General features: G+C 57.9%; 13 protein-coding genes. 11 read left to right on the top strand and 2 right to left on the bottom strand.

The window, feature by feature from the left end; genetic code table 11:
* The first annotated feature begins 1 nt into the window (after position 1).
* A complete protein-coding gene (locus ABI171_RS21365) occupies positions 2-232 on the top strand; it encodes a hypothetical protein (RefSeq protein ID WP_348094579.1) in 231 nt (76 codons plus the stop codon).
* A 2-nt stretch (positions 233-234) separates the two neighbouring features.
* Here ABI171_RS21365 and ABI171_RS21360 read toward each other — a convergent pair whose 3' ends face one another.
* Both ABI171_RS21360 and ABI171_RS21355 read right to left on the bottom strand, forming a co-directional pair.
* Complete coding sequence (locus ABI171_RS21360; protein WP_348094578.1) at positions 235-1,416, bottom strand: YbfB/YjiJ family MFS transporter; 1,182 nt, start codon at positions 1,414-1,416, stop codon at positions 235-237.
* A gap of 70 nt (positions 1,417-1,486) precedes the next feature.
* A complete protein-coding gene (locus tag ABI171_RS21355) occupies positions 1,487-2,596 on the bottom strand; it encodes a nitronate monooxygenase (RefSeq protein WP_348094577.1) in 1,110 nt (369 codons plus the stop codon).
* A gap of 146 nt (positions 2,597-2,742) precedes the next feature.
* Here ABI171_RS21355 and ABI171_RS21350 point away from each other — a divergent pair, with 146 nt between their 5' ends.
* The 10 genes from ABI171_RS21350 (at position 2,743) to ABI171_RS21305 (ending at position 15,219) form a co-directional block, all read left to right on the top strand.
* Entirely contained in the window at positions 2,743-3,621 is an 879-nt protein-coding gene (locus ABI171_RS21350) for a LysR substrate-binding domain-containing protein (RefSeq protein ID WP_348094576.1), read from the top strand.
* A gap of 81 nt (positions 3,622-3,702) precedes the next feature.
* Positions 3,703-4,434: a transposase gene (locus tag ABI171_RS21345; RefSeq protein WP_348094575.1), complete on the top strand. Its 732-nt coding sequence runs from the start codon at positions 3,703-3,705 to the stop codon at positions 4,432-4,434.
* A 170-nt stretch (positions 4,435-4,604) separates the two neighbouring features.
* Positions 4,605-9,293 carry a glutamate synthase-related protein gene (locus ABI171_RS21340; protein WP_348094574.1) on the top strand — a complete coding sequence of 1,563 codons (4,689 nt, stop codon included), beginning with the start codon at positions 4,605-4,607 and terminating at the stop codon, positions 9,291-9,293.
* A 216-nt stretch (positions 9,294-9,509) separates the two neighbouring features.
* Entirely contained in the window at positions 9,510-10,973 is a 1,464-nt protein-coding gene (locus ABI171_RS21335; protein ID WP_348094573.1) for a glutamate synthase subunit beta, read from the top strand.
* Positions 10,974-11,200: 227 nt separating this feature from the next.
* Positions 11,201-12,004, top strand: a complete 804-nt coding sequence (locus tag ABI171_RS21330; RefSeq protein ID WP_348094572.1) for an ABC transporter ATP-binding protein — start codon at positions 11,201-11,203, stop codon at positions 12,002-12,004.
* 17 nt (positions 12,005-12,021) lie between these two features.
* The gene (mlaE, locus tag ABI171_RS21325) at positions 12,022-12,801 is read left to right on the top strand and encodes a lipid asymmetry maintenance ABC transporter permease subunit MlaE (protein ID WP_348094609.1); all 780 of its coding nucleotides are present in this window, start codon (positions 12,022-12,024) and stop codon (positions 12,799-12,801) included.
* 134 nt (positions 12,802-12,935) lie between these two features.
* Positions 12,936-13,409: an outer membrane lipid asymmetry maintenance protein MlaD gene (mlaD, locus tag ABI171_RS21320; RefSeq protein ID WP_348094571.1), complete on the top strand. Its 474-nt coding sequence runs from the start codon at positions 12,936-12,938 to the stop codon at positions 13,407-13,409.
* Positions 13,406-14,143 (top strand): VacJ family lipoprotein, encoded by a 738-nt coding sequence (locus ABI171_RS21315; protein ID WP_348094570.1) that lies wholly within the window; start codon positions 13,406-13,408, stop codon positions 14,141-14,143. Before mlaD ends, ABI171_RS21315 begins: the two co-directional genes overlap by 4 nt.
* Before the next feature lie 114 nt (positions 14,144-14,257).
* Positions 14,258-14,884 (top strand): ABC transporter substrate-binding protein, encoded by a 627-nt coding sequence (locus ABI171_RS21310; protein WP_348094569.1) that lies wholly within the window; start codon positions 14,258-14,260, stop codon positions 14,882-14,884.
* Positions 14,885-14,916: 32 nt separating this feature from the next.
* The gene (locus ABI171_RS21305; RefSeq protein WP_348094568.1) at positions 14,917-15,219 is read left to right on the top strand and encodes an STAS domain-containing protein; all 303 of its coding nucleotides are present in this window, start codon (positions 14,917-14,919) and stop codon (positions 15,217-15,219) included.
* Positions 15,220-15,240: the final 21 nt, after the last annotated feature.

Here is a 15,240-nt window from a genome sequence, read left to right as displayed (position 1 = left end):
CATGCCAACGGCAATCAAGCACCGGCGCATCAATATCATCACCTTGGCCGCTGGCGAGGCAATCCTGGAACACTGCGGCAACGGTGACATTGCCCTGGTGCAGGACGATGACGGCTGGTGGGTGCATTTTGTCAGCGAGGATGGCGCGATCGACGGTTACGATGCCCCGTTCCCTTCGTATAACAAGGCGCTGTGGACCGCCAAGGCCGCGGCCGAGTTTGCCGCGGAGTGAGCTCAAGCGCGTTGTTGGCGGTCCTGCCGGAACATCACTCCCAGTAAGACGGCGCCGGCCAGCAGCGCGCATGCCGCCACGCATAACGACGAGGTAAAATTGCCGCTGCCATGGACCAGGCGCGTGGTCAGCGGCGGCCCGATGATCTGGCCTATGCCGTAGGTCGCAGTCAGCAATCCCATCAGGCTGCGCGCATGGTCGCCATGCAGGCGACGGGCATCACGCATCGCAAACAAGGTTATCGCGGTGAACGGCATGCCCAGCAAAATGCTGCCAAGCGCAAAGCCGGCGACGCTGGGCGACGCCACGCTGATCAATACGCCGCCTGCTTGCAACAGATAACAGGCAGACAGTAGCAAGCGATTATCCCAGTGTGCCGGCAACTTGGTTGCCAGCCAGGCGCCGACGGCGACGCAGATGCCAAACAAGGGCCAGAACAAGTCCGGCCAGCTGGAACCCGGCAAGGCCTGGCGCGCAATCACCGGCAGGAAAGTTGCCGTGATGATGTAGCCAAATCCAGCTAGTGCGTAAGCGATGGTCAGGCCGCGCGCCTGCCGTGCGATCTGTGCTGGCGGCAGCGTATGCGATGCAGGCGCAGGCGGGGGCAATGCGGCTGAAGATCCGGAAAACGTGCGCCAGGCCAGCGCCGTCAATATCAATGCCAGCAAGGCGTAGGTCAACCATCCATACGATGCCGTCCAGCCATGCGCCACCATCGCGCTGGTCGCCAGTCCGGTCAGCATGATGCCGAAGCCGGGGCCGCAATAAATGATGCCGCCCAGCGCAGGTGCGTGAAGTTGCGTCAGGCGTTGCAGGCACCAGCCGGAAGCGAAGACAAAGGTGCAGGCGCTGGCGATGCCAGCCAGCGTGCGCAACGCCAGCCACACCACCGGCGACTGGAATATCCCCATCCCCAGTGTCAGCAATACCGTGCTTGCCAAGCCAATCTTGATGAAGCCGGTGGCGCTGCCGCGCAACGCCATGCAGAGCAAGGCGCCGATAAAATAACCGAGGTAATTTGCCGTTGCCAGCCAGCCGCCTGCGGTCAGATCGATCACGCCGTCGTGCAGCATCATCGGCAGCAGCGGGGTGAAGGCGAAGCGGCCGATACCCATCGCTACCGCCATGGCCAGTGCGCCTGCCAGCGCCACGCGCGATGCTTCCTGCTTCTGTTCGGTGTTCATGACGATGGTTGTCGTAACGCCTTGCCGGTAATTATTCACTTTGTACCTTGCACCTTGTGCATCGTTAGCCTTAATAATTGATCGCGTGCGGCGTTTGCAATTCAGCCGCCAGCGTTGCCACCAATTGCGCTGCCGGCATCGGCCGTGTCATCGCCACGCCTTGGCCGGCCCACAAGGACATGAATTCCGGGCGCTGCATTTTAGCGGCGCTCTGACGGATTTCAGCGCTCAGCGCATTCTGGATCGGATAAGCCGGGAAGGCGCTTTCGTGCGGCCGCATTTGCTCCATGTAAGGATTGACGATGCCGCGCGCGTAGCGGCCGGAAAAACTGCGCGTCAGTCGGGTGCTGTCGTCGCGCGCGCTGGCCAGTTGCTCGCGCCAGGCCGGTGCGATTCCGGATTCCGGGCAAGCCAGGAAGGCGGTGCCCAACTGCGCCGCCTGCGCACCCAGCAGCAAGGCCGCTGCAATCCCGCGGCCATCCATGATGCCGCCGGCGGCGATGATCGGCAGTTTTACCGCTGCTGCGACTTGCGGGATCAATGTCATCAAGCCTACGCAGGATTGTTCGATATCGCCCAGGAATGTGGCGCGATGGCCGCCGGCTTCCGCGCCTTGCAGGCAAACGAAATCCGCGCCCGCCTGTTCCCACGCTTTGGCTTCGGCAACCGTGGTGGCGGTGCCGATCACTTTGCAACCTTTGGCTTGGAATTGCGCCACGGTGGCTGCATCGAGGATGCCAAAGGTGAAACTGATCACCGGCGGCGCGGCTTCCAGCAGGGCGGCCAATTGCTCTTTGAAATTCTCGCTGAATTTCTGCGGCTTGCTCGCCGGCCCCAAGCCGAGTGAGGTTCGGAACGGTTGCAACAGCGCTTGCGCTGCGGCGATTTCGGCATCGTCAGGCTGGCTTGTTTCCAGGATGAATAAATTGACGTTGAACGGCCACGTCGTCAGCGTGCGGATTTTCTTTACGACCTCGATGATTGCCGTCGGCGAGAGTAGGGTGGCGGCGAAAGAACCCAGCCCTCCTGCATTGCTGACCGCAGTGACCAGTTCAATCGGCGAGCCGCCGTTCATGGGACCTTGTACGATCGGATAGCGAATACCGAGCGCGGCGGCGAATGATGGCTGCGCTCCGTTTGCGCCGGTATCGGGATGCGTGGTGATGTGGGTGCTGGACATGCTAAAGCTCCTGATGGATGGCCGTCATGAGGCGAATGCGTTTTGATCGATATTGCGCTGAAGTTGACAGTATTCATCCTACCTTGACAGCATCATCCTGAAAAATGAATAATTAGAATGTTATCCATCTTAAAAAGAGATGATGTATGGATCTCCTATCCCTGGAAATTTTCCGCACCGTGGTGCGCGAGGGCGGCATTACTCGTGCTGCTGAGCAACTGCACCGGGTGCAGTCGAATGTCACGACCCGCATTCGCCAACTGGAAACCTCATTGGGCGTCAGCCTGTTTTCCCGCGACCACAAGCGCCTGGTGCTGACGCCCGCCGGCGAAACCCTGCTGGGCTACGCCGAACGCCTCCTGAACCTGGCTGGCGAAGCGCGCGAGGCGGTACAGCCGGCAGTGCCGCAAGGGCGCTTGCGCATCGGCTCTATGGAAAGCACCGCCGCCAGCCGCTTGCCTATCCCTTTGGCGCGCTTTCACCAGCAATGGCCAGCGGTGCAACTGGAACTCAGCACCGGCCCGACCCAGATGCTGATCGACCGGGTCCGCGCATACACGCTCGATGCCGCGCTGGTAGCCGGTCCACTGGATGATCCTTTATTGGTGGCGTTGCCGCTATACGCCGAAGAACTGGTGTTGCTAGCCGCACGCAGCCATCCGCCGATAAGCAGCCCGGACGATCTGCAAACCCGTACCCTGGTAGCTTTCGAACACGGCTGTGCCTACCGCCGCCACGCCGAAAACTGGCTAGCCTCAGGCAGCATCCCCGGCCGCCGCCCCGACCGCATCCTCGAACTTGGCTCCTACCACGCCATGCTAGCCTGCGTCGCCGCCGGCGCCGGCATCGCCCTGGCCCCGCGCTCGGTGCTAGAGCTGCACAATTGCACCGAAAGCCTGGCCATCTACCCCATCGGCCCCGCCGGCAACGTCCCCACCTACCTGATCCGCCGCCAAGACTACAGCTCCCCAGCCTTCGACGCCCTAAGCCAAATCCTCCAAGCCGAAGCATTAATTCGACTCTGACCCTAATTAATGCAATTTAATTGGGGTCAGAGTCGAATTAATTGGTAAAATCGGGACATCTTAAACTGCTCTCTATTTGCCATGGCTCGCCTTCCTCGTCTTGTTATTCCTAATCAGCCACATCACCTGATACAACGGGGTGTTGATAAGCAGGCTATTTTTCGGGAAATCGAAGATTATGTGAATTTTCTCGGGCGTTTGCGTGATGCGGCCAAGCAGTTCAAGGTGGCCATTCATGCGTATGTATTGATGACTAACCACATCCATTTGCTGGCGACGCCCAGCGATGCCGAGGGCTTGGCGCGGATGATGCAGTGGGTGGGGCGATTCTATGTGCCTTATTTCAACCAGAAATATGCGCGAGTGGGGACCTTGTGGCAAGGACGCTACAGGGCCACAGTGATAGATTCAGAGCGGTATTTCATGTTGTGCAGTTGCTACATCGATCAGAATCCGGTGCGTGGAGGCATCACTTCGACGGCTGGAGAGTACCCGTGGTCGAGCTATTTGCACCACGTTGGGATCAAATCCGACCCATTGGTGACAGACCATGCTTTGTATTGGGCCTTGGGTAACACGCCATTCGATCGCGAGGCTGCATATAAGGAAATGGCAGAGCAGGCGCTTACTTCGGATCAGGCGCGGCAGCTGATGGACGCCACCAACAAGGGCTGGCCGTTGGGCTCGGACAAATTCAAGGCCGGCCTGGAAAAGCAGGGCAATCTCAGAGTGCGGCCGGCCAGGCGCGGGCGACCATTCAAGCAGTCCCCTGATGCGGCCGCGGAGCCGGTGGAACTGGTCGCAAAAAAATAATAGAAATGACTTAAAAATATCATTTGCACTAAATTGACTCTGTCCCTATTTAATTTTGGTGCAAAAAACAGCTAAGTTAATTTGACTCTGACCCCATTTATTGTGATTGAAGTCTGAGAGCGTCTGCACTATTCTTAATATCCTTACTCTAAAAGTGGTGGAGCAACGTTATGCAAGCGCAAGGTTTATACGATCCGGCTAATGAACATGATGCCTGTGGCGTCGGTTTTATTGCACATATCAAAGGCAACAAGAGCCACTCGATCATTGAGCAAGGCCTGCTGATCCTGAAGAACCTGGATCACCGGGGCGCGGTCGGTGCGGATAAGCTGATGGGCGATGGCGCCGGGATACTGATCCAGGTGCCGGACCAGTATTACCGCGAAGAGATGGCGAAGCTGGGCGTGACCTTGCCGCCACCTGGCGAATTCGGGGTCGGTATGGTGTTCTTGCCAAAAGAGAACGCTTCGCGCATCGCGTGCGAACAGGAAATCGAACGCGCGGTGGTGGCTGAAGGCCAGGTCGTGCTGGGCTGGCGCGATGTGCCGGTCGATATCGAGATGCCGATGTCGCCCACCGTGCGCGACAAGGAACCGGTGATCCGCCAGATCTTTATCGGCCGCGGTCCGGACATCATGGTGACCGATGCGCTGGAGCGCAAACTGTATGTAATCCGCAAATCCTCCGGCCACGCGATTCAGGCTTTGAATCTGCTGCATGGCAAGGAATTTTTTGTGCCGTCGATGTCGGCCCGCACCGTGGTCTATAAAGGCTTGCTGCTGGCGGACCAGGTCGGCGTGTACTACAAAGACCTGCAAGATCCGCGCTGCCTGTCGGCGCTGGCGCTGGTGCATCAACGCTTCTCCACCAACACATTCCCAGAATGGCCGCTGGCCCACCCGTACCGCCTGTTGGCGCACAACGGCGAGATCAATACCGTCAAGGGTAACTTCAACTGGATGCGTGCGCGTGAAGGCGTGATGAAATCGCACGTGCTGGGCGACGATCTGAAAAAGCTGTTCCCGCTGATCTATGAAGGCCAGTCCGATACCGCCTGTTTCGACAACGTGCTTGAGCTGTTGCTGATGGCGGGCTATCCGATTGCGCAAGCGATGATGATGATGATTCCGGAAGCGTGGGAAAACCACACGACCATGGATGACAACCGCCGCGCTTTCTACGAATATCACGCGGCGATGATGGAGCCATGGGATGGTCCTGCAGCGATGGCGTTTACCGATGGCCGTCATATCGGCGGCACGCTCGACCGTAACGGCCTGCGTCCGGCGCGCTATATCGTGACCGATGACGACTTCGTGGTGATGGCGTCAGAATCCGGCGTGCTGCCGATTCCTGAATCCAAGATTATCCAGAAATGGCGTCTGCAGCCGGGCAAGATGTTCCTCATCGATCTCGACGCCGGCCGCATCATCGACGACAAGGAATTGAAAGACACGATCGCCAACGCCAAGCCATACAAACAATGGATCGAGTCGGTGCGGGTCAAGCTGGACGAGGTGAAATCGGAGCCGTCCGAATCCGGTTCGACCATTCCGCTGCTGGACCGCCAGCAGTTGTTCGGCTACACCCAGGAAGACATCAAGTTCCTGATGTCTCCGATGGCGGCGGCCGCCGAAGAAGCGATCGGTTCGATGGGCAACGACTCGCCGCTGGCGGTCATGTCCAACAAGAACAAGACGCTGTACCACTACTTCAAGCAGTTGTTCGCGCAAGTCACCAATCCGCCGATCGATCCGATCCGCGAAGCGATGGTGATGTCGCTGGTGTCCTTCATCGGACCGAAGCCGAACATGCTGGATACCAACAACATCAATCCGCCGATGCGGTTGGAAGTATCACAGCCTATTCTCAACTACGACGATATTGCCAAGCTGCGCAACATCGGCGCGCATACCGGCGGCAAGTTCAAGTCGCATGAGCTGAACATCTGCTATCCGGTCGCGTGGGGCAAGGAAGGCATCGAAGCGCGTCTGGCATCGCTGTGCGCCAAGGCGGTCGATGCGGTCAAGTCCGGCCACAACATCCTGATCATCTCGGACCGCAAGGTCGATGCAGAACAGGTAGCGATTCCGGCACTGCTGGCAACCTCGGCGATTCACCAGCATCTGGTGAGCAAGGGTCTGCGCACCTCGACCGGCCTGGTGGTCGAGACCGGTTCGGCGCGCGAGACGCATCACTTCGCACTGCTGGCCGGTTACGGCGCGGAAGCCATCCATCCCTACCTGGCGATGGATACGCTGACCGAACTGGCGCACGGCTTGCCAGGCGCATTGTCGCCGGAAAAAGCCATCTACAACTTCCAGAAAGCAGTCGGCAAGGGCTTGTTGAAAGTCATGTCGAAGATGGGTATTTCGACCTACATGTCGTATTGCGGCGCGCAGATTTTCGAAGCGATTGGTCTCAACAAGAGCATGACCCAGAAATACTTCAAGGGCACCGCTTCGAATGTGGAAGGCATCGGCGTGTTTGAAGTGGCGGAAGAAGCCTTGCGCCTGCATCGCGCTGCATTCGGCGACGATCCGGTGCTGGCCAACGCGCTCGACGCCGGCGGCGAATACGCCTTCCGTATCCGCGGTGAAGAACACATGTGGACGCCGGATGCGATCGCCAAGCTGCAGCATTCGACCCGTTCCAACAATTTCAACAGCTATAAAGAATACGCCCAGCTGATCAACGACCAGTCCAAGCGTCACATGACCTTGCGCGGTTTGTTTGAATTCAAGATCGATCCAAGCAAGGCGATCCCGCTGGACGAAGTCGAATCGGCCAAGGAAATCGTCAAGCGTTTCGCTACCGGCGCGATGTCGCTCGGTTCGATTTCGACCGAAGCGCATGCCACGCTGGCAGTGGCGATGAACCGCATCGGCGGCAAGTCGAACACCGGTGAAGGCGGCGAGGATGAGAACCGCTATCGCCAGGAGCTGAAGGGCATCCCGATCAAGCAAGGCGAGACATTGGCGTCGGTGATCGGCAAGGATCGCATCGAAGTCGATATCCCCCTGCAAGCGGGTGATTCGCTGCGTTCCAGGATCAAGCAAGTGGCGTCCGGACGTTTCGGCGTCACCGCTGAATACCTGATTTCCGCCGACCAGATCCAGATCAAGATGGCGCAAGGCGCGAAGCCGGGAGAGGGTGGTCAACTGCCAGGCCACAAGGTGTCTGAATACATCGCCAAACTGCGTTTCTCGGTGCCGGGCGTTGGCTTGATTTCGCCGCCGCCGCATCATGACATCTACTCGATCGAAGATCTGGCGCAGCTGATCCACGATTTGAAGAACGTCAATCCGCGTGCCTCGATTTCAGTCAAGCTGGTATCGGAAGTGGGCGTCGGCACGGTCGCCGCCGGCGTCGCCAAAGCCAAGTCGGATCACGTGGTGATCGCCGGCCATGACGGCGGTACCGGTGCTTCGCCGTTGTCGTCGATCAAGCATGCCGGTTCGCCATGGGAATTGGGCCTGGCGGAAACCCAGCAGACGCTGGTGCTGAACGGTTTGCGTAACCGTATCCGGGTGCAGGCTGACGGCCAGATGAAGACCGGCCGCGACGTCGTGATCGGCGCCTTGCTGGGCGCGGATGAATTCGGTTTTGCTACCGCACCACTGGTGGTGGAAGGCTGCATCATGATGCGCAAATGCCATTTGAATACTTGCCCGGTTGGCGTTGCCACGCAAGATCCTGTGCTGCGCGCCAAGTTCTCCGGAAAACCTGAACACGTGGTCAATTTCTTCTTCTTCATCGCCGAAGAAGTACGCCAGATCATGGCGCAACTGGGTATCCGCAGTTTCAACGAACTGATCGGCCGCGCCGATTTGCTCGACAAGTCGCGGGCGCTGACGCACTGGAAAGCGCAAGGTCTGGATTTCAGCCGCATTTTCTATCAGCCGGCATTGCCTGAAGGCGGCGTGTACTACCACACCGAAGAACAAGACCACGGCCTCGCCAAGGCGCTCGATCACAAGCTGATCGCGCAAGCCAAGGCGGCGTTGGATAAAGGCGAGCGGGTGTCGTTCATCTCGCCGATCCGCAACCTCAACCGCACTGTCGGCGCCATGCTGTCCGGCGAAGTGGCGAAAAAATACGGTCACGAAGGCTTGCCCGACGATACCATCCACATCCAGCTGCAGGGAACGGCTGGCCAGTCGGCTGGTGCCTTCCTGGCGCACGGGGTGACACTGGATCTGGTTGGCGAGGGTAACGACTATGTCGGCAAGGGTTTGTCGGGCGGTCGCATCATCGTCCGTCCGAACACTGAATTCCGCGGCCGCGCAGTCGACAATATCATCGCCGGCAACACGGTGCTGTATGGTGCGATTGCCGGTGAAGCCTTCCTCAACGGTGTCGCCGGCGAGCGTTTCGCGGTGCGTAATTCCGGCGCGATTGCGGTAGTGGAAGGCACCGGCGATCATGGTTGCGAATACATGACTGGCGGCACAGTGGTCGTGCTGGGCGATACCGGCCGTAACTTTGGCGCCGGCATGTCGGGCGGCCTGGCGTATGTCTACGATCCGGACGGCGCATTCGCTGCCCAATGCAATATGTCCATGGTCATCCTGGAACCGGTCTTGAGCCAAGGCGAGCAAGAAGCCACCATCGACAAGGCGATCTGGCACAGCACCACGCGCGGCGGTGAAATACAGGCGGATGAAGCCATCTTGAAGGGGCTGATCGAACGCCACTTCAAGTACACCGGCAGCACGCGTGCGCGCAATCTGCTGGATAACTGGGTGGTCTCGCGTAGCAAGTTCGTCAAGGTGTTCCCGACTGAGTACAAGCGGGCCTTGGGTGAATTGAATGCGGCGAAGAGCATTGCGCCAGCCAAGGAAAAAGTCGCCGCGTAGTCAGTTGAAGCAGGCAGCGGCAAAGTGCCTTTTAATAACTCCGTCATCCCCGCGAACGCGGGGATCCAGGCTACGGATCGCAAAATGGATTCCCGCGTTCGCGGGAATGACAAACCGGGTTATTCGAAGTCGGCTTAAACCAAGTAACAATAAGGAACGCCGCGATCGGCAAGATCCGGTCACGGTGTCTCCTGCAGCCAGGAATGTGAGTAGAAAATGGGAAAAGTAACAGGATTCATGGAATTTCAGCGGGTCGGCGAAACGTATGAAGCGCCGCAGGCACGCAAGAAACACTACAAGGAATTCATCCTCAGCCTGAGCAATGACGAGGCCAAGACGCAGGGCGCGCGCTGCATGGATTGCGGCATTCCATTTTGCAACAACGGCTGCCCGGTCAACAACATCATCCCCGACTGGAATGACCTGGTCTATCGCGGCGCGTATCACGAAGCGCTGGAGACCCTGCATTCGACCAACAACTTTCCGGAGTTCACCGGCCGCATCTGCCCGGCGCCATGCGAAAGCGCTTGTACCCTGGGTATCAACAGTGACCCGGTCGGCATCAAGTCGATCGAGCATTTCATTGTCGACAAGGGCTGGGAAAACGGCTGGATCGTGCCGCAGCCGCCATTGGTGAAAACCGGCAAGAAGGTTGCCGTGGTTGGTTCCGGTCCTGCCGGTCTGGCCGCAGCACAGCAGTTGGCGCGCATCGGCCACGATGTCACCGTGTTTGAAAAGAGCGATCGGGTCGGCGGCTTGCTGCGTTATGGCATCCCTGATTTCAAGATGGAAAAATCACATATCGACCGCCGCGTGGACCAGATGGAAGCGGAAGGCGTGACCTTCAGCACCGGCGTTCTGGTGGGCAAGGATTTTCCTTCCAATGTCAACAACTGGGCCAAGAAGACCATATCTCCGGAAGAGCTGAAAGCCGAGTTCGACGCCGTGGTGATTGCCGGCGGCGCCGAGCAACCGCGCGATTTGCCGGTGCCCGGGCGCGAGCTGAAGGGCGTCCATTTCGCGATGGATTTCCTGCCGCAGCAAAACAAGATCAATGCCGGCGACAAGGTCAAGGACCAGATCCTGGCGGGCGGCAAGCACGTAGTGGTGATCGGCGGCGGCGATACCGGTTCCGACTGCGTGGGCACCTCCAATCGCCAGGGCGCGGCATCGATCCAGCAGTTCGAACTGATGCCGCAACCGCCGGAACAGGAAAACAAGCCGCTGGTCTGGCCTTACTGGCCGACCAAGCTGCGCACTTCTTCGTCGCACGACGAAGGCTGCGATCGCGACTGGGCCGTGGCGACCAAGCGGCTGGAGGGCAAGAACGGCAAAGTTGAAAAACTGATCGCTGCGCGCGTCGAATGGAAAGATGGCAAGATGCAGGAAGTGCCGAATTCGGAATTCGAGATGAAGGCCGACCTGGTGTTCCTGGCGATGGGCTTTGTCTCGCCGGTGGCGCAAGTGCTGGAAGCGTTCGGTGTCGACAAGGATGCGCGTGGCAACGCCAAGGCGGCTACCGAAGGCGATGCCTGTTACAAGACATCGGTGGACAAGGTGTTCGCCGCCGGTGACATGCGCCGTGGCCAATCCTTGGTAGTATGGGCCATCCGTGAAGGCCGTCAATGCGCGCGCGCTGTGGACGAATTCCTGATGGGAGCTTCGGTCTTGCCGCGTTGATTTGGCAGTAAAGTATCAAGGGCTGGAGTTCACAGCCGCGATAGAAGAGTATGTCCGTGGCAAACCGGCATACTCTTTTTTTCTGTAACAGATGTTTTGTACATGCATTCAAGCAATAGTCAAACTGTTGTAATAGAGGCACATGTCGAACTGTCTACTATTGCCGGGCTCTGAACGATTGTCGCATTTGCACTACAATACCCCCTTTGATTTATTCGGTGAGCAGTGTGGCAAATATCGTCGAGATTCGTGATCTGCAGTTTGGCTATGGTGAGAGATCGATTTTATCGGGGCTCAACATGGACTTCGCACGTGGCAAGGTGATCGCCGTCATGGGCGGCTCGGGCTCCGGCAAGACCACCATCCTGCGGCTCATCGGTGGCCAGTTACGGCCACAGGCAGGCGGCGTCAAGGTCGATGGTGAAACAGTGCATACCTTGTCGACTTCGGGCCTGTACGCTTTGCGGCGCAAGATGGGCATGCTGTTCCAGAGCGGCGCCTTGTTTACCGACCTGACCGCCTTTGAAAATGTGGCTTTCCCGTTGCGCGAGCACACCGATTTACCGCCCGCGCTATTAAATAGCCTGGTGCTGCTGAAGCTGAATGCTGTCGGCCTGCGCAACGCCGCGCAACTCAAGCCGTCCGAGATTTCCGGCGGCATGGCGCGGCGCGTGGCTTTGGCGCGCGCGATTGCGCTGGATCCGTCGCTGATCATGTACGATGAACCATTCGCCGGGCTCGACCCGATTTCGATGGGCGTCACCGCCAATCTGATCCGCAAGCTGAACGATGCGCTCGGTTCCACCAGTATCCTGGTGTCGCATGACGTCAACGAATCGTTCGGAATTGCCGACTATGTGTATTTCCTGTCCCAGGGACAAATCGTGGCGCAAGGAACGCCGGCCGAGATGCTGGCGTCGACCCATCCGTATGTGAAACAATTCGTCAACGCCGAACCGGATGGACCGGTGCCGTTCCATTATCCAGGCAAGTCGCTGGCCGAGGATCTGGGAATGAAGGGACGTGGTTGATGAATTTCCTCAGTAAAATTGTAAGTAATTCTCTTGCCGCCGTAGGGCGTACCGTGCGCGAGTCGCTCACCGGACTGGGTGTGGCGACACGCATGTTCCTGACCATTCTGCGCGCATCGCCTGGTTTGTGGCGGCGGCCGCGGCTGATTACCGACCAGATTCATTTCATCGGCAACTATTCGCTGGTGATCATCGGCGTATCGGGTTTGTTCGTCGGTTTCGTGCTGGGCTTGCAAGGGTATTACACGCTGAACAAGTATGGTTCCGAGCAGGCGCTGGGTTTGCTGGTGGCGTTGTCGCTGGTGCGCGAGCTGGGGCCGGTCGTGACCGCCTTGCTATTTGCCGGTCGCGCCGGTACTTCCCTGACGGCTGAAATCGGCCTGATGAAAGCCGGCGAGCAGTTGTCGGCAATGGAAATGATGGCGGTCGATCCGATGCAGCGGGTGGTGGCGCCGCGTTTTTGGGCTGGCGTGGTAGCGATGCCGATGCTGGCGGCGCTGTTCAGCGCCCTCGGTATTTATGGCGGCTACCTGGTCGGCGTCAAGTTGATCGGCGTCGACGAAGGCGCGTTCTGGTCGCAGATGCAGGGCGGTGTGGATGTCTGGCTGGATGTGGCGAATGGCGTGGTAAAAAGCGTTGTGTTTGGTATTGCAGTGACTTTTGTTGCGGTGTGGCAAGGCTATGAGGCCAAGCCGACCCCGGAAGGTGTTTCCAGGGCAACCACGCGGACTGTAGTGATCGCCTCGCTGGCAGTGTTAGGGCTGGATTTCCTGCTGACGGCATTGATGTTTAATTAGAATCCTCGCGGCAGATTTTGCGACAGAACCGGTTGCTCAGGCTACGTCGTCAGTGGGAGCAGCGCGCTTTACTTCTCGTTACTATTTTCTTGGGGGATTATTCGCCTCAAGTGGTACTTTTAAGGTGATGAATCATGCAACAAAAAACAGTAGACGTATGGGTGGGTTTATTTGTGTTGATCGGGGTCCTGGCTCTGGGATTCCTGGCGCTGAAAGCCGGTAATCTGAGTACCTCGACTTTCAACAAAACCTATCCGGTAATCACCAAATTCGACAACATCGGCGGCTTGAAAGTGCGCGCTTCCGTGAGAAGCGCCGGAGTTGTGGTCGGACGTGTAGCGTCGATCAATTTCGACGACAAGAATTTCCAGGCCGTAGTGACCCTGAACATGGACCAACGCTTTCTGTTCCCGCAGGACAGTTCGGCAAAAATCCTGACTGCAGGTTTACTGGGTGAACAATATATCGGTATCGAGGCGGGTGGCGACACCAAGAACCTGGCTGCCGGCGATCGTATTAAATTAACGCAATCTGCGATTGTGCTGGAGAACCTGATCAGTCAGTTCTTGTACAGCAAAGCTGCGGATGTAAAGGACACGGAACAATGAAAACAATGACTCGCTTCGGCTCTCTGGCCCTGGTTGTGGCACTGAGCGGCTGCGCCACCACCAGCAATCCGCAAGACCCGCTGGAAGGCTTTAACCGCACCATGTTCAGCTTAAACGACACGCTGGATAAAGTTGCTCTGAAGCCGGTAGCAACTGCTTACCGCAATTGGCTGCCAAGCTTTGTGCAGACCGGCGTCAACAATTTCTTCGGCAACCTGGGCGATGTCTGGAGTTCGGTCAACGGTTTCCTGCAAGGAAACGTTGTAGACGGTACGACCGATGTCATGCGGGTTGCAGTCAACTCCACGCTCGGTCTGGGCGGTTTGCTGGATATCGGTTCGGAAGCCGGTTTGCAGAAACACACCAAAGACTTCGGCCAGACGCTGGGCAAATGGGGCATAGGCTCCGGTCCTTATCTGGTGTTGCCGTTGTTCGGGCCGTCGAATATTCGTGATACTGCTGCGTTGCCGGTGGATATGTATGGCGACCTCTGGTCCTACAAGTATCCGGTGGCCGTGCGTAATACCGGTTCCGTGGTGCGCCTGATCGACAAGCGCGCCAACCTGCTGGACGCCGGCGAACTGCTGGAAGATGCTGCGCTGGATAAATATGAATTCGTGCGTGATGCCTATACGCAACGTCGCCAAAGCCAGATTCGTGGCAACGACGATGACGGCGGTGACAAGGGCGATAAGGCCGACAAGCCGGCCAAAACCAAGTCATCCGACGACTGATTCACAAAGAGGGCCGCAACTGCAGCTGGAACCGATGCTTGAATTTAGCGTCTTAGTCCCCACCTATGAAGCTGTTTGAGGCGTCCTCTAACAACCCTTAAGATTGTTGAAAATATGAAAATTCTGAAAAAATACCTGGCGCTGTCGCTGACTGTCGGCAGTCTGATGTTCACCGCGGCGGCCCACGCGCAAGAAGCGCCTGATGCACTGGTCAAGCGCATCAGCCAGGACGTGATCGATTCCGCCAAGTCGGATAAAAGCATCCAGGGCGGCGATCAAAAGCACATCCTGGCGCTGGTTGAAGAAAAGATCATTCCTTACGTTGACTTCGAGCGCATGACATCGCTGGCAGCGGGCCGCTATTGGCGTGATGCGACCGACGACCAGAAAAAGCAGCTGATCACGCAATTCCGCAGCTTGCTGATCTATACCTATTCCGGCGCATTGCGCCAGGTACGCGATCAAAAGATCGATTTCAAGCCAATGCGCAGCGATCCGGCCGATACCGACGTCGAAGTCCGTTCGCAAGTGATCCAGCCCCGCGGCGAGCCTATCCAACTGAACTACCGCATGGAAAAGTCCGGAACCAGCTGGAAGATCTATGATGTCAACGTTCTGGGCGCCTGGCTCGTTGAGTCATATAAGGGTACATTTGCCTCTGAAATCGGCAAGTCCGGCATCGACGGTCTGATCAAGGCGTTGTCGGACAAGAATAAAGCCCGTGCTGCTCAGGGCAAGTAATAGTAACTTATCGTTTTTATTGATTGACTACCATGTTCAGGCCTTCTCACTCACTCACCGTTGGTAACGCCAAAGTCACTCTGGAAGAGGGCTTGCGCGCGATCGCCGGTGGTGAGACCGAGATCGACCTGAGCGATGTCGTCGCAGTCGATTCGGCTGCGGTGGCAACCTTGCTGGCTTGGCAAGTTGCCGCATTAAATCAAGGCCTTACCCTGCATTTTTCCAGTTTGCCAGCCAACCTGGAAAGCCTGATCGACTTGTACGGCGTGACTGAGTTGCTGTCATCGCCGGCGGTTGTTGTTGCTAGTCAACAGTCACCATCGCGACATCACTGACCTCATCCTTCTCTTCCCTCG

The sequence above is a fragment of the Collimonas sp. genome (genome assembly GCF_039923675.1).
In the GTDB taxonomy this organism is placed as follows: Bacteria; Pseudomonadota; Gammaproteobacteria; order Burkholderiales; family Burkholderiaceae_D; genus Collimonas.
This window is presented reverse-complemented; position numbering and strand designations above follow the sequence as displayed.

Coding starts and splice junctions, on each gene's coding strand:
- ABI171_RS21345 (WP_348094575.1), top strand. CDS start 3,703: ATGGCTCGCCTTCCTCGTCTTGTTATTCCTAATCAGCCACATCACCTG.
- ABI171_RS21355 (WP_348094577.1), bottom strand. CDS start 2,596: ATGTCCAGCACCCACATCACCACGCATCCCGATACCGGCGCAAACGGA.
- ABI171_RS21315 (WP_348094570.1), top strand. CDS start 13,406: ATGAAAACAATGACTCGCTTCGGCTCTCTGGCCCTGGTTGTGGCACTG.
- ABI171_RS21310 (WP_348094569.1), top strand. CDS start 14,258: ATGAAAATTCTGAAAAAATACCTGGCGCTGTCGCTGACTGTCGGCAGT.
- ABI171_RS21365 (WP_348094579.1), top strand. CDS start 2: ATGCCAACGGCAATCAAGCACCGGCGCATCAATATCATCACCTTGGCC.
- ABI171_RS21305 (WP_348094568.1), top strand. CDS start 14,917: ATGTTCAGGCCTTCTCACTCACTCACCGTTGGTAACGCCAAAGTCACT.
- mlaD (WP_348094571.1), top strand. CDS start 12,936: ATGCAACAAAAAACAGTAGACGTATGGGTGGGTTTATTTGTGTTGATC.
- ABI171_RS21350 (WP_348094576.1), top strand. CDS start 2,743: ATGGATCTCCTATCCCTGGAAATTTTCCGCACCGTGGTGCGCGAGGGC.
- ABI171_RS21360 (WP_348094578.1), bottom strand. CDS start 1,416: ATGAACACCGAACAGAAGCAGGAAGCATCGCGCGTGGCGCTGGCAGGC.
- ABI171_RS21335 (WP_348094573.1), top strand. CDS start 9,510: ATGGGAAAAGTAACAGGATTCATGGAATTTCAGCGGGTCGGCGAAACG.
- ABI171_RS21340 (WP_348094574.1), top strand. CDS start 4,605: ATGCAAGCGCAAGGTTTATACGATCCGGCTAATGAACATGATGCCTGT.